The sequence below is a fragment of the Rheinheimera pacifica genome, assembly GCF_900108485.1.
GTDB lineage: Bacteria > Pseudomonadota > Gammaproteobacteria > Enterobacterales > Alteromonadaceae > Alishewanella > Alishewanella pacifica.
In genome coordinates this window covers 87729-102251 of the sequence record NZ_FNXF01000011.1, presented here as the reverse complement: position 1 = coordinate 102251, position 14523 = coordinate 87729, and the positions used below count along the sequence as shown (strand labels likewise).

Here is a 14523-nt window from a genome sequence, read left to right as displayed (position 1 = left end):
CCCGATGGACGTAGCACTGAGTTATGCTGTCTGGCTATCTCAGCAAACCACAGATGACAACACATTGCAGGCAATATTTCATGATGCCAGCAGTGTGCTGTTTTCAAAGTGCGATCATGAAACTCGTCTGGTCGACGCAGAGGCTGAGATAACAGAGCCTGACGTTGACTGATTTCGCTATTCATACTGCGCCTTTTTCCGTACTTGTTACTAATCACAGTAACAAGCTTACCGCTGCACTTGCAGAGTTGTATCCGGCGGAACTGATAACAAACCCCAATCCACAACTTATCTACGATTTTTGTCTGCATGTACAGCGTAAATGGGCTGGCTGGGGTCGGCCGTTTCATGTGTCATCCGGAGATCAGCATTTCAGAATGACCGACTCAGCCCAACTGGTGCCGGTTTTTGAGTGGGGCGTAAACTGGTGCGTGGCCTCTTATCAGCATCAGTTTTTGGCCATTCATGCCGCAGTGCTTGAACGTGGCGGTAAGGCATTAATTATGCCGGCGCCGCCAGGCTCGGGTAAAAGCACCCTATGCGCAGTGCTGATGCAGGAAGGCTGGCGTTTATTGTCGGATGAAATGTGTCTGGTCGATTTAACCAGTGGCGCAATCGTGCCTTATGTCAGGCCGGTGAGCCTGAAAAATCAGTCATTGGCGCTATTACAAGGTAGGTATCCGCAAGCACAGATCCGGCAAATTACCAGCGGCACTACCAAAGGTACAGTTGGCTATATGCTGCCATCGACATTAAGCTGGTCTGGTATGCAACAAACGGCAACGGCAGCCTGGGTTATTTTCCCGCAATATAACGCTGCACAGCAGCAGCTGACGCTGTCGAAGGTAAGCCAGGCCGATGCATTTATGCATCTTGCCAATAACTCTTTTAACTATGCCGTATTGGCAGAGCAGGGTTTTCACAGCCTGAGCAGGTTGACACAACAAGTTGATGCTTATCGTTTGGAGTATGCCTGTATTGAACAAGCTTTGAGCGAGTTAAATAAGTTATGTTAAGTTCGCAGTTGCTGGCTTTTTTTGCCTCTCCGGCCAAATTTGTGCGTCAGGCTACACCGCAACAATGGACCACATTTTTACAGCAAGCCCGCCAGCAAGGCCTTACTGCCCGGTTTTACTATGTACTACAAACACAGCAACTACTTGACCAGGTGCCGCTGCAGGTTAAGCTGCATGGTGAGTCGGGTGCGCGATACGCCCAGAAGCAGCAACACAGCTTGTATTCTGAGTTACAGCAACTGGAGCCGTTGTTTGCCGTGGCCGATTACCCGTGCTTGTTGTTAAAAGGCGCAGCATACAGAACACAAGCTTTAGCGGTGAGTTTTGGCCGGTTGTTTTCCGATATTGATATTCTGGTGCCGGCAGCCCAGCTGCGGCATGTGCGGGACAGGTTATTTTTTTATGGCTTTCGCGAAGCTGAAATGACCGATTACGACCGTGATTACTACCTGAACTGGTCGCATCAGAACCCGCCGCTGCAGCATTATCAGCGTGGCACAGTGATTGATTTACATCATCATATTTATCCGACTGCATCGGCCAGAGCTATAGATATCACTCCGCTGTTTAGCCATGCTGTTAATATTCCTGGTTCAGCGTTTAAAGTGCCGGCTAGCGCGCATTTATTTATTCATGCGGCGGTGCACCTGTTTTACCAGGAAGAGACACATAAACTAACCAAAGATGTGATTGATTTAAATGACTTATTGCTGGAAGTGCAACACCAGAAACAACTGGATTTTATGCTTGAGCAGGCTGCGCAGATGTCGGTACAGTCTGCGGTGATCAATGCGTGCTGGGTACTGATAAGGTTATTTAATAATGAAGCAGCTAAGTTAGTATTGCATCAGGCTGAGGGGTACCGACATCAGCCGCTGGTGTGTAATTTGTTGCTGACTATGTTGCAGGGCCGGCCCGCCCGGGCCTGGTTTGCCCGCCAGCTCTGGTTTGTACGCGGTCACAGCCTGAAAATGCGTTGGCAGGTGCTGATTTATCACAGCCTGGCTAAACCTGCCAGCAGCCTGCAGCGCTGGTTCCGGCGCTTACTGCCAGGGCATAAATCTTAAACCGGAGTTGCCGCCGTAACCATTGGTTTTGCCGGTTTAAGTAAAATAGTGAATACCGCTACCAACAGTAAAATCAGGCAGTAATAGCTTTGCGTTACTACCTGCCATGGCGATATGCCAAAACTGGCCCCCAGCAGCAATGCCTGAGCGCCATAAGGTACTAAGCCCTGGCTGATACAGGCGAAAATATCCAGCAGACTGGCGCTGCGTTTGGGTGTGATTTGATGTTGTTGTGCCAGCGTTTTGCTGATCTCACCTGTTAAAACTATTGCCACAGTATTATTAGCGATACAAAGATTGCTGCTAAATGCTAATGCTGCTATTGCCAGTTGCTGCGCTTTATTACCTGCCAGTTTCAGGCTGCTGGCGGCTTGCTGGATTTTACCGGCGATCCACTGCAAACCACCTTGCTGTTTAATAAACTCACTCAGAGCACTCACCAGCATAGCCAGCAGGAAAATTTCCTGCACACTGGCAAAACCGCTGGCAATATCTTTACCCAGATTAGCAATAGCGTAATCGGCAAAAAAAGTACCCTGTAGTGCAGCCAATAGTATACCCAGCAGCAATACAATAAAGACATTCAGCCCCATTACCGCCAGCAGCAAAATGGCGGCATAAGGCATTACACCACTCCAATTTACTGTATCAATTTGTACCGGCGCTCCGTCTGTAGCCAGCACAATATACAACAGCAGCGTTAACGCGGCGGCAGGCAGGGCAATTTTAATATTTTCGCGAAATTTATCCGCCATTTTTGCCCCCTGGGTGCGAGTGGAGGCAATGGTTGTATCGGAAATAATCGATAAATTATCACCAAACATGGCACCGCTAAGCAGCACACCTGCCACTAACGCCTGGTCTAATCCGGCCTGATTGGATAAACCAACGGCAATAGGAGCCAGCGCACCTATAGTGCCCATTGAGGTACCCATAGCCGTGGATATCAGAGCGGCAATAACAAATAAGCCCGGCAGTAACCAGGGCGCAGGTACTAAACTAAGGCCAGCGTTAACCGCGGCATCCACACCGCCGGTAGCAGTGGCTACACTGGCAAAGGCACCAGCCAGCAAATAAATAATACACATGGTAATAATATTGCTGTTACCTGCGCCTTTTATCATTACATCTATAGATTGTTGCAGCGGCGCTTTATGTAGCCAGATAGCCAGTATAAGGGCTGGGATAATAGCGACATGGCCGGGCAACTGATAAAACGCATAGGCTACGCCCTCACTTTGCAGGTAAAGGCCTGTGCCGAGAAACAGCGCGACAAAAAACAATAATGGCAATAAAGAGCGCTTAGCGCCCGCTGGCGCCAGCGTAGTGTTGTTCATAGGTGTACCTTATAAATACGCAGGCAGTACTGTTGCCTTAATGGTTGCGCAATATATAGATGGCTAGATGGCCTGTCAAACCGGATCGTTAGATCTTACTGGTATATGTAATATGAGTTGATTATGCTGGCAACTTATTTATTAGTATCTCTTTTTCCGCTGGAGTGGACATGTCGCAAAACCGCTTAATCAGTAGCAAACGCTTTTTGCCATTTTTTCTTACCCAGGCCAGCGGGGCTTTTAATGACAATGTATTTAAAAATGCCCTGATGTTAATGCTGACCTTTACGGCCGCCAGTGCGTTGCCGTGGGATACCAATTTAACCATGAACCTGGCAACGGGGCTGTTTATTCTGCCGTTTTTGTTATTTTCTGCCACGGCTGGTGCTCTGGCTGATGCCGTGTGCAAAACTAAACTGATCCGCGCGTTAAAGCTGCTGGAAATAGGGCTGATGTTGCTGGCTGCCGTAGCATTTTATTTTCAACAATACTTAATACTGTTGGGGTTATTGTTTTTAATGGGTAGCCAATCGGCGTTTTTTGGCCCGGTAAAATACGCTATTTTGCCACAGCTGCTAACGGACAAAGAGCTGTTAGCCGGCAATGCCTGGGTAGAAATGGGTACCTTTGTTGCTATTTTACTGGGCACCATTACCGGTGGTTTATTGGTGGGCCTGGCGGATGCGCCGTTATGGGTTGGTATTGTTGTGCTGCTGTTTTCTGTGCTGGGCTATCTGGTAAGCCGGCGGATCCCGGCAGTGGGCGAGGTGCATAACGCCGATAAATTTCGTTTTGCGCCCTGGCAGCAAACCAAAGCCACTATCAGTATCAGCTATCAAAACCGCACACTGTACTTATCTATTATGGCGATTAGTTGGTTTTGGTTTTTAGGCGCCAGCTATTTAACCCAGTTTCCCAATTTCACTAAAACCGCGCTTGGTGGTGACAATACCGTGGTTACCGCGCTATTGGTGGCGTTCTCAGTTGGCGTAGGCATCGGTTCTATGCTGTGTGAGCGCTTATCCGGTGACAGGGTCGAACTGGGTATAGTACCTATTGGTTCGATTGGCTTAACCGTATTTGGTATCAGCTTATTTTTTAGCAGCCCGGCGGTTTTGCCGGAACTGCTGGCGCCGGAGCAATTGCTAAGTTTACCGCAGTTTTTGGCTACCGCTTTTGGCTGGTGGGTATTAATTGATTTAACCTTGATTGGTGTTTTCGGCGGTTTATTTATTGTGCCCCTGTATGCATTGCTGCAACAGCGCGCCGAGCCGCAACAACGGGCACGGGTGATTGCCGCCAACAATATTTTTAATGCGCTGTTTATGGTGGTTAGTGCCATTGCCGGTATCGTATTTTTAACCGTGCTGGGTATATCTATCCCGGAGTATTTTTTAGTTCTGGCTATTATGAATGCGGTGGTAGCGCTGTATGTTTACAGCATGGTGCCGGAGTTTGCCCTGCGTTTTGTTATTTATCTGCTTAGCCACACCATGTACCGGGTGCGCAGTAAAGGGCTGGAACATATTCCGGCTGAAGGTGCGGCTGTGCTGGTAGCCAACCATGTTAGCTATGTTGATGCCTTGCTGATTGGGGGGGCAGTGCGCCGGCCGGTGCGTTTTGTAATGGAAAAAGGTATTTATGATTTACCGGTAGCCAACTGGTTGTTTAAAGCCGCACGCACTATTCCTATTTGCTCAAAGCAGAAAAATGAAGCGGTATATGAAGCCGCTTTTGCTGCCATTAAGCGTGAACTGGCTGAGGGGAATCTGGTATGTATTTTCCCGGAGGGGCGTTTAACCAAAAACGGTGAGATAGACAGCTTTCGTCCCGGTATTGAGCGTATTCTGGCAGAAACCCCGGTACCAGTGGTGCCAATGGCTTTAAAAGGCTTATGGGGCTCGTTTTTCAGCCATCATGGTAATGGTGCGTTTAAGTTTAAAGGCCGCATCTGGTCTAAAATCATGTTGACAGCCAGCGCCCCTGTACCTGCAGAGCAAGCCAGCGCAACTGAGCTGGAACGACAGGTACGGCTGTTACGCGGCGACAGTTTATAGCAGCCTATGTTGGGTTAATTTACACCTCAGCGGAACAGCTTTATTCGGCTGAGGTACTGTTATAGCTGGCTTCAAGACATTTTTTGCTATTTACAGTTGTCTGAATATTATACATATATGCTTTACTGCCTGGCCATTACCCCTCATTAGCCCTTGTACTTTGTTAGCTGAACAGAGGTCTGACAACTGCTGTCGTTGTACTACTTATTTTTATTTATTTTCAGGCACGATACTTGCGCTGTACAAAATGCAGCCAACCCAGGCTGCTGATAAAAATAAAAAGACAAGGATAACTAATGAAAACAATAAGACCACTTCGCTGGTTAAAGTTAGTTGTGCTGAGTATCAGCTTTACTCTGCTCGCTTTACCTGCATCAGCTTCACTCATTTTCTCTGATATCTATATTTTTGGCGACAGCCTGTCTGATACCGGTAATACCCGGGCTACGGTGCCGTTAGGTTCATTTGGGCCAGTAGCTGCCCTTGCCGGATATGGCCCGAACGGCCGTTTCTCTAACGGTAATCTCTGGCATGAGTATCTGGCAGATGAGCTGGGGCTCACAAGCAGCAGATCTACCGGCGGAGGTAATAATTTCGCTTACGGTGGTGCCCGTATAGATAATACATCCGGTGTCTCTACAGGCGTGATGAATCAATACAACCAGTATTTGAACCGGTTAAATGGCGCATCTTTTGATACCGATGCTTTATATGTCGCCTGGGCTGGCGGCAATGATATGCGTGATCTGGTTGGTGCGGCTAACCCGTTAATGATGGTAACGTCAATTATCGGCAATTTTCAGCTGATGCTTACCGATATGATTGCCAGGGGCGCTATGACATTGTTAGTGCCCAATTTACCAGATCTTGGCAGCATTCCGGAATTCGCCTCAACTACCGACAGTCAGTCGGGCACAGAAGTCAGCCTGTTGTGGAATGACTTACTGGAAGAAATGCTGATTGATTTGTCAAAGCAGTCACTGGCACAAATTTATATGCTTGACGTATATAGTATTTTCGACAGTATTCTGGCTAATCCGTTATCAGAAGGTTTTACCAACACTACTGATGAGTGCCGGTCTGTAACGGGCGGCATTCTGGCTGCAGAGCGCTCTTGTGCCAATGCATCACAGTATGTCTTCTGGGATGAAATTCACCCGACCACCCGGGCTCATAGCATTCTTGGCCGTGAAGCCTATGCACTGCTGGTAAGCGGTGTAACGGTATATCAACAGGTACCTGAGCCGGCCGGTATAGTCCTGTTCGTTTTGGCTATGGTTTATCTTGTCCGACGCCGGATACTCCACTAACGCTGCTGGCAAACAGCAAAGTTAACATCGCTTTGCTGTTTGCTGCAATGATTAGCAAGTGCTTGATCTAATGCTGCGCAGCCCTCATAGATAAACCTCACTATGAATGTGGCCGGAGATCCTGATGTTCAATTTTTCATTTCAAAACCCCACCCGTATTGTATTTGGTAAAGATCAGCTGGCACAGTTAGCCAAACTTATTCCGCCTGGTAGCAAGGTATTGCTGACCTATGGCGGCGGCTCTATTAAAAAGAACGGTGTGTACGATCAGGTAGTGAAAGCGCTGGCAGGGTTTGACTGGCAGGAATTTAGCGGTATAGAGCCAAACCCCAGCTTTGAAACCCTGATGCGGGCGGCGGATTTGGTGCGTCGCGAGAAAATTGACTTTCTGCTGCCGGTTGGTGGTGGCAGTGTAATTGACGGTACCAAGTTTATTGCAGCTGCCGCGGTATTTGATGGTGATGCCTGGGATATTCTGGCCAAAGCAGCCAAAGTAACCGCAGCCATTCCACTGGGGTGTGTATTAACCTTACCGGCTACCGGTACCGAGAGTAACGGTAATTCGGTAGTCACCCGTTATGAAACGCAGCAAAAACTATCGTTCTCCAGTGCGCTGGTGTACCCACAGTTTGCCATTTTAGACCCTACCGTCACCTTCAGCCTGCCACCTAAACAGGTAGCCAACGGCGTGGTAGATGCCTTCGTGCATGTGATGGAGCAGTATATGACTTACCCGGTTAATGCGCCGGTGCAAGACCGTTTTGCTGAGGGCTTATTACATACCCTGATAGAAGAAGGGCCAAAAGCGCTGAGCCAGCCGGACAACTACGATGTGCGTGCTAACGTAATGTGGGCGGCGACGATGGCATTAAACGGCCTGATAGGCCAGGGCGTACCGCAGGATTGGGCTACTCATATGATTGGCCACGAGATCACGGCGTTGTATGGCCTTGATCATGCGCAAACACTGGCAATAGTATTGCCATCCTTGTTGCAGCAACAACGCAGACAAAAACGCGACAAGCTGCTGCAATATGGCCGCCGGGTCTGGCAGTTACAGCACCAGGATGAAGAGCGCTTAATTGATGATGCAATTAACCATACCCGTGCCTTTTTCGAGCAAATGGGTGTGCCGACCCGGTTAGCCGATTACGGCATTAAAGCCGATGCTGTCGATAAGCTGGTAGCCGCGCTGCAAGCTAACGGTATGCTGAAGTTAGGTGAGCACGGTGATATTACACCTGAGATTTCACGGCAGATTTTGCAGCGTGCGATATAGCTGCACTTTGAGAGTTAGGCCGCAAAGGTCGTAACATCTGCCGGGCTCGCCACAGCAACTCGCTACCGCTGGCGCGTCCGCTCAGACACTCTGTGTCGCCCCATCAGTTGTCACGACCTTTAACTGTAACGTCGGGCGTCGTAGTAAAAAATAGCCATTAAGATGGCTATTTTACTTCCCCCTGCAGGCGGCTTTTGCTCTAATAGCCGCCATTATTACTTTTACACAGAGCCAGATTATGCCATCTATCGGGATCTTTGGTGCTAACGGCCGCATGGGCCGGGCGTTAATTACCGTTGCCAAAGAGCAACAGCTAACTCTTACGGCTGCCACAGTACGCAGTGGATCAGACCTTATCGGCGTCGATGCCGGCGAGCTGGCCGGTGTGGGTAAGCTTGGCTTGCTACTTAGCGCCACTGGTACAGATAGTATTAAAAACGCTGATATCTGGGTCGACTTTACCATGCCCGAAGCGATGCTGGCGCATCTTGAGCTGGCGGTAGCGGCAAAAAAAGCCATGGTAATAGGTGTTACCGGTTTAACCGATGTGCAATACCAGCAGGTGCAGCAAGCCAGCAAACATATTCCAATTGTCTGGGCGCCGAATATGAGCGTAGGCGTAAACCTGTTGCTGCATCTGGTGCAAACTGCCGCCAAAGTGATGGGGCAAACCGCCGATATTGAAATTATTGAAGCGCATCACCGCTTTAAAAAAGATGCGCCATCGGGCACGGCTATGGCTATCGGCGCCAGCATCGCCAAAGCGCTGGACCGCGATTTAGCTAAGGTTGCAGTGTATGGCCGTGAGGGCATTACCGGCGAGCGGGAGCAGCAAACTATCGGCTTCGCCACTGTGCGTGGCGGTGACATTATTGGCGACCATACCGCCTTATTCGCTGATTTAGGCGAAAGGCTGGAAATAAGCCACAAAGCCTCCAGCCGTAACACCTTTGCCCAAGGCGCACTGCGCGCTGCTCTGTGGTTGCAAAATAAACAGAGCGGACTTTATTCTATGCAACAAGTGTTAGGTTTAGCTGATTTAAGCTAGATTTTTGCGCTATTAAGGTTAAAAATAGGCTAGAGTTGTCATTTGTAATAAAAATCAAAAAAAGCATAGCTTATCCAGCGCTGATCGCCTAAAATAGTCAGGTTTGCCTAAGGCAAATCGGGTATCACATTTTGGGTCAAAACGGGTTGTAAAACAGTGTCAGGTTTTCGCCCGTTTTTTGCTGTTTGGAGGTTATCTTGACTAAGTCCGCCCTGCTCGTACTGGAAGACGGCACCGTATTTCGCGGTACAGCCATTGGCGCTGAAGGAGTTTCTGTAGGTGAAGTGGTGTTTAACACTTCAATGACCGGGTATCAGGAAATATTAACTGATCCCTCATACGCAGAACAAATCGTTACTCTCACTTATCCACACATTGGCAATACCGGTACTAACCCTGAGGATGAAGAATCCGGACAAATCTGGGCCAAGGGCCTGATAATCCGTGACCTTCCGCTTCTTGCCAGTAATTTCCGTAACCAACTCTCTCTTAGTCAGTATTTAACACAACACAATATTCTCGGCATCGCCGATATCGATACCCGTAAGTTAACCCGTATTTTACGTGAGAAAGGCGCCCAGAACGGCTGCTTAATGGCTGGCGATGATCTGGATGAAGCCAAAGCACTTGAGTTGGCTAAAGGCTTCCCTGGCTTGTCAGGTATGGATTTAGCCAAAGAAGTTAGCGTTAAAAAAGCTTATCAGTGGACTGAAGGCAGCTGGGAATTGGGTGAAGGCCATCGCGCAGCGGCACCACAACAGTTTCATGTGGTAGCCTATGACTTTGGTGTAAAGCGCAATATTTTGCGCATGCTGGCAGATCGCGGCTGTAAGCTAACGGTAGTACCGGCACAAACGCCGGCCAGTGACGTATTAGCAATGAATCCGGACGGTATTTTCTTATCTAATGGTCCTGGCGATCCGGCACCTTGTACCTACGCCATTGAGGCGATTAAAACCTTCCTTGAAACCGACATTCCGGTGTTTGGTATCTGTTTAGGCCATCAGTTGCTGGCCCTGGCCAGTGGCGCACAAACGGTGAAGATGACGGTTGGCCACCATGGTGGTAACCACCCGGTGCAGAATCTGGATACCAAACGCGTGCTTATCACCGCGCAAAACCATGGTTTTGCTGTCGATGAAGCCAGCTTACCGGCGAATTTACGCGCCACCCATAAATCGTTGTTTGACGGCACATTACAAGGCATACATCGTACCGACAAACCGGCGTTCAGCTTCCAGGGCCACCCTGAAGCCAGCCCGGGTCCGCACGAAGCCTCTGAGCTGTTCGACCATTTTATTGCGCTGATGCAACAGCATAAAGCCTAGGCAAGCACGAATTACGGAGATATAGCAGCAATGCCAAAACGTACAGATTTAAAAAGCATTCTGATTTTAGGTGCCGGCCCGATCGTAATTGGCCAGGCCTGTGAATTTGACTATTCAGGTGCCCAAGCCTGTAAAGCGTTAAAAGAAGAAGGCTACCGCGTTATTCTGGTGAACTCGAACCCAGCCACCATTATGACAGACCCGGAAATGGCCGATGCCACCTACATTGAACCGATTCACTGGCAGGTAGTGGAAAAAATTATTGAAAAAGAGCGCCCTTGCGCCGTTCTGCCTACCATGGGCGGCCAGACTGCGCTGAACTGTGCACTGGAATTAGAACGTCAAGGTGTGCTGGCTAAATATAATGTTGAGATGATTGGCGCTACCGCCGATGCTATCGACAAAGCCGAAGACCGTGGTCGTTTTGATAAAGCCATGCGTTCTATCGGCCTGGCTTGCCCACGTGCCGGCTTTGCGCATTCGCTGGATGAAGCTTACCAGGTACTGGAAGACATTGGCTTTCCGTGTATTATCCGGCCGTCGTTCACCATGGGCGGCTCAGGTGGTGGTATTGCTTACAACCGCGAAGAGTTTGAAGAAATTTGTACCCGCGGCCTGGATCTATCTCCTACCAAAGAGTTGCTGATTGACGAGTCGTTAATCGGCTGGAAAGAGTACGAAATGGAAGTGGTACGCGATAAAAACGATAACTGCATTATCGTTTGTGCCATTGAAAACTTCGATCCTATGGGTGTGCACACCGGTGACTCTATCACCGTAGCCCCGGCGCAAACGCTGACTGACAAAGAATACCAAATCATGCGTAATGCCTCGTTGGCGGTACTGCGTGAAATCGGCGTTGAAACCGGTGGTTCAAACGTACAGTTTGGTATTAACCCGGTTGATGGCCGCATGGTGATCATCGAGATGAACCCGCGCGTGTCACGCTCATCTGCATTGGCTTCTAAAGCTACCGGTTTCCCGATTGCCAAAGTGGCCGCGAAGCTGGCGATTGGCTATACGCTGGACGAGCTGGCCAATGACATTACAGGCGGTAAAACCCCGGCGTCGTTTGAGCCGAGCATCGATTACGTAGTTACCAAGGTGCCGCGTTTTAACTTTGAAAAATTTGCTGGCGCCAACGATCGCTTAACCACCCAGATGAAGTCAGTCGGTGAGGTGATGTCAATTGGCCGCAACCAGCAAGAATCGCTGCAAAAAGCACTGCGCAGCCTTGAAATTGGCGTTTGCGGTTTAGACCCTGTTATCGATATCACGCTGCCGGAAGCGAAAGATAAAATTGTCCGTGAATTAAAAGAGCCTGGCTCGCACCGCATTTGGTATATCGCCGATGCGTTCCGTTTTGGTATGAGCATGGATGACATTTTCACGCTAACCAATATCGACCGCTGGTTCCTGGTGCAAATTGAAGATTTGGTAAAAGAAGAGCTGGCATTAGGTAAAGATGGCTTTGCCGCGCTGGACGAAGCCCGGTTAAAACGCTTAAAACGCAAAGGCTTTGCCGATAAGCGTATCGCCGACGTGTTAGGTGTCAGCGAAAACGAAGTACGCAAAAAGCGTTACGGCTACAAGTTGCACCCGGTGTATAAGCGGGTAGATACCTGTGCGGCAGAATTTGCCTCTAACACCGCTTATATGTACAGCACTTATGATGAAGAGTGTGAAGCGGCGCCGACCAACCGCGATAAAATTATGATTATTGGCGGCGGGCCGAACCGTATCGGCCAGGGTATCGAGTTCGATTACTGCTGTGTGCATGCGTCACTGGCACTGCGCGAAGACGGCTTCGAAACCATCATGGTTAACTGTAACCCCGAAACGGTATCAACCGATTACGACACGTCAGACCGTTTATACTTCGAGCCAATTACACTGGAAGACGTGCTGGAAATTGTACGTAAAGAGCAGCCCAAAGGCGTTATCGTGCAATACGGTGGCCAAACGCCACTGAAACTAGCCCGTGCGCTGGAAGCCAACGGAGTGCCTATTATTGGCACGTCGCCGGATGCCATTGACCGTGCAGAAGACCGTGAGCGTTTCCAGCAAGCGGTAGAGCGTTTAGGCTTAAAACAGCCGAAAAACGCTACTGTCACCAGCATGGAAGAAGCAATCGCCAAGGCACCGGAAATTGGTTTCCCGATGGTAGTACGCCCGTCTTACGTATTGGGTGGCCGCGCGATGGAAATTGTCTATGACGAGCAAGACCTGCGCCGTTATATGACCGACGCCGTTAGCGTATCTAACGACTCACCGGTACTGCTGGATAACTTCCTCGACGATGCCATTGAAGTTGACATCGATGCCATCTGTGATGGCAAAGAGGTGGTGATTGGCGGCATTATGGAGCACATTGAACAAGCTGGTGTGCACTCCGGTGACTCGGCCTGTTCTTTGCCACCGTACAGCCTGAGCAAAGAAATTCAGGATGTAATGCGCGAGCAGGTGCGTAAACTGGCAATGGAGCTTGGTGTTGTTGGCCTGATGAATACCCAATTCGCGGTAAAAGATAACGAAGTGTACCTGATTGAAGTTAACCCGCGTGCAGCCCGTACTGTGCCGTTTGTCTCTAAGGCCACAGGTGTTGCTGTAGCTAAAGTGGGTGCGCGCTGTATGGCTGGTATATCTTTGGCTGCACAAGGTATTACCAAAGAAATTATTCCACCGTTTTTCTCGGTAAAAGAAGTGGTTATTCCGTTTAACAAGTTCCCGGGTGTAGATCCTATTTTAGGCCCGGAAATGCGTTCAACCGGCGAAGTAATGGGTGTAGGTAATACCTTTGAAGAAGCTTTCGCTAAAGGCCAACTGGGTGCCAGTACCTTAATTCCTACCGGTGGCCGCGCCTTGCTTTCAGTGCGCGACAGCGATAAAGTGCGCGTTGTTGAACTGGCAAAACGTATGGTTGAAAAAGGCTTTGAGCTGGATGCTACCGGCGGTACCGCTAAGGCATTGCAGGCCGCAGGTATTACATGCCGCACGGTAAATAAGGTGTCTGAAGGCCGTCCGCATATTCTGGATCGCATTAAAAACGGTGAGTACAGCTATATCGTCAATACGACCGATGGTCGTCAGGCGATCGAAGACTCTAAGGTCATTCGCCGCGGGGCGCTGCAGTATAAAGCCAATTACACCACGACATTAAATGCTGCCTTTGCTACGGTAAAATCAAATGCCGCCAGTGCGTTTGAAAACGTAGTCTCAGTGCAGGAACTACATAAGAGAGTTAACGGATGAGTGCAATCCCGATGACAGTGCAGGGCGCAGAACGACTGCGCGCTGAGCTGCATGAACTAAAGTCAGTAAAACGGCCGGCGATTATTCAAGCTATTGCTACCGCGCGTGAGCACGGCGATTTAAAAGAAAACGCTGAATACCACGCTGCCCGTGAGCAACAGGGTTTTTGTGAAGGCCGTATTCAGGATATTGAAGCGAAGTTATCTAATGCGCAGATCATTGATATCAGCAAATTACCCAACACCGGTAAGGTTATCTTTGGCAGCACTGTGACTATCCTAAATCTGGATAGCGACGAAGAAGTGACCTATCGCATTGTTGGTGATGATGAAGCGGATATTAAAAATAACCTGATCTCAGTTAATTCACCTATTGCGCGCGGCTTAATTGGTAAGGCTGCTGACGATGTGGTGAATATCACTACACCCAAAGGTGTGGTGGAATTTGAAATTATCGCCGTGCAATATATCTGATGTATTGCCCAATAAAAAAGCGCCGAAAGGCGCTTTTTTTATGTTTAATATATGCTTAGCCGCGCGGCAGCTGAATTTTTTTCGCTTCACTTTGGCGGAACAACACTAGCGTTTTACCTATTACCTGTACTTTATCTGCTTTGGTTTCCCGGATAATCGCATCCATGATCAGTACTTTTTGCTCACGGTCTTCGGTTGGTACTTTTACTTTAATCAGTTCGTGAAAGCTCAGTGCAACCTCAATCTCGGCAACCACGCCTTCAGTCAGGCCGTTGCCACCGAGCAGGATCACCGGCTTAAGATCATGGGCTTTTGCTTTTAAAAATTGTTTCTGTTTGTTGGTTAAACTCATAAAA

The 14523-nt window shown here is 49.0% G+C and carries 12 protein-coding genes; 10 read left to right on the top strand and 2 right to left on the bottom strand.

Going from position 1 to position 14523, the window contains the following annotated elements:
* Positions 1-4: 4 nt before the first annotated feature.
* Genes BLW68_RS21150 through BLW68_RS14110 form a run of 3 tightly spaced genes read left to right on the top strand, consistent with a single transcriptional unit; the run spans position 5 to position 2083 of the window.
* The gene (locus BLW68_RS21150) at positions 5-172 is read left to right on the top strand and encodes a hypothetical protein (RefSeq protein WP_177172251.1); all 168 of its coding nucleotides are present in this window, start codon (positions 5-7) and stop codon (positions 170-172) included.
* Positions 165-1016 carry an HprK-related kinase A gene (locus tag BLW68_RS14115; protein WP_092794656.1) on the top strand — a complete coding sequence of 284 codons (852 nt, stop codon included), beginning with the start codon at positions 165-167 and terminating at the stop codon, positions 1014-1016. Before BLW68_RS21150 ends, BLW68_RS14115 begins: the two co-directional genes overlap by 8 nt.
* Positions 1010-2083, top strand: a complete 1074-nt coding sequence (locus BLW68_RS14110; protein WP_092794653.1) for a nucleotidyltransferase domain-containing protein — start codon at positions 1010-1012, stop codon at positions 2081-2083. Before BLW68_RS14115 ends, BLW68_RS14110 begins: the two co-directional genes overlap by 7 nt.
* On the opposite strand, the gene BLW68_RS14105 is transcribed toward BLW68_RS14110, so the two are convergent.
* Positions 2080-3420 (bottom strand): Na+/H+ antiporter NhaC family protein, encoded by a 1341-nt coding sequence (locus BLW68_RS14105; protein ID WP_092794651.1) that lies wholly within the window; start codon positions 3418-3420, stop codon positions 2080-2082. The two genes, BLW68_RS14110 and BLW68_RS14105, sit on opposite strands and share 4 nt — an antisense overlap.
* A 170-nt stretch (positions 3421-3590) precedes the next feature.
* On the opposite strand from BLW68_RS14105, the gene BLW68_RS14100 reads away from it, so the two are divergent.
* From BLW68_RS14100 to greA, 7 genes are all read left to right on the top strand, one after another.
* On the top strand, positions 3591-5477 hold the full coding sequence (locus BLW68_RS14100) for an MFS transporter (RefSeq protein WP_092794648.1): 1887 nt from the start codon (positions 3591-3593) through the stop codon (positions 5475-5477).
* A gap of 296 nt (positions 5478-5773) precedes the next feature.
* Positions 5774-6787, top strand: a complete 1014-nt coding sequence (locus tag BLW68_RS14095) for an SGNH/GDSL hydrolase family protein (RefSeq protein WP_092794645.1) — start codon at positions 5774-5776, stop codon at positions 6785-6787.
* A gap of 124 nt (positions 6788-6911) precedes the next feature.
* Positions 6912-8066, top strand: coding sequence for an iron-containing alcohol dehydrogenase (locus BLW68_RS14090; RefSeq protein ID WP_092794642.1), 1155 nt, complete (start codon positions 6912-6914; stop codon positions 8064-8066).
* A 238-nt stretch (positions 8067-8304) separates the two neighbouring features.
* Positions 8305-9114 (top strand): 4-hydroxy-tetrahydrodipicolinate reductase, encoded by an 810-nt coding sequence (gene dapB / locus BLW68_RS14085; RefSeq protein ID WP_092794637.1) that lies wholly within the window; start codon positions 8305-8307, stop codon positions 9112-9114.
* Positions 9115-9311: 197 nt separating this feature from the next.
* Complete coding sequence (gene carA, locus BLW68_RS14080; RefSeq protein WP_092794634.1) at positions 9312-10442, top strand: glutamine-hydrolyzing carbamoyl-phosphate synthase small subunit; 1131 nt, start codon at positions 9312-9314, stop codon at positions 10440-10442.
* Positions 10443-10472: 30 nt separating this feature from the next.
* Positions 10473-13694 carry a carbamoyl-phosphate synthase large subunit gene (gene carB, locus BLW68_RS14075; RefSeq protein WP_092794628.1) on the top strand — a complete coding sequence of 1074 codons (3222 nt, stop codon included), beginning with the start codon at positions 10473-10475 and terminating at the stop codon, positions 13692-13694.
* Positions 13691-14167 (top strand): transcription elongation factor GreA, encoded by a 477-nt coding sequence (greA, locus tag BLW68_RS14070; protein WP_092794623.1) that lies wholly within the window; start codon positions 13691-13693, stop codon positions 14165-14167. Before carB ends, greA begins: the two co-directional genes overlap by 4 nt.
* 55 nt (positions 14168-14222) lie before the next feature.
* On the opposite strand, the gene yhbY is transcribed toward greA, so the two are convergent.
* Positions 14223-14519 (bottom strand): ribosome assembly RNA-binding protein YhbY, encoded by a 297-nt coding sequence (gene yhbY, locus BLW68_RS14065; RefSeq protein WP_092794618.1) that lies wholly within the window; start codon positions 14517-14519, stop codon positions 14223-14225.
* Between the last annotated feature and the right edge of the window lie 4 nt (positions 14520-14523).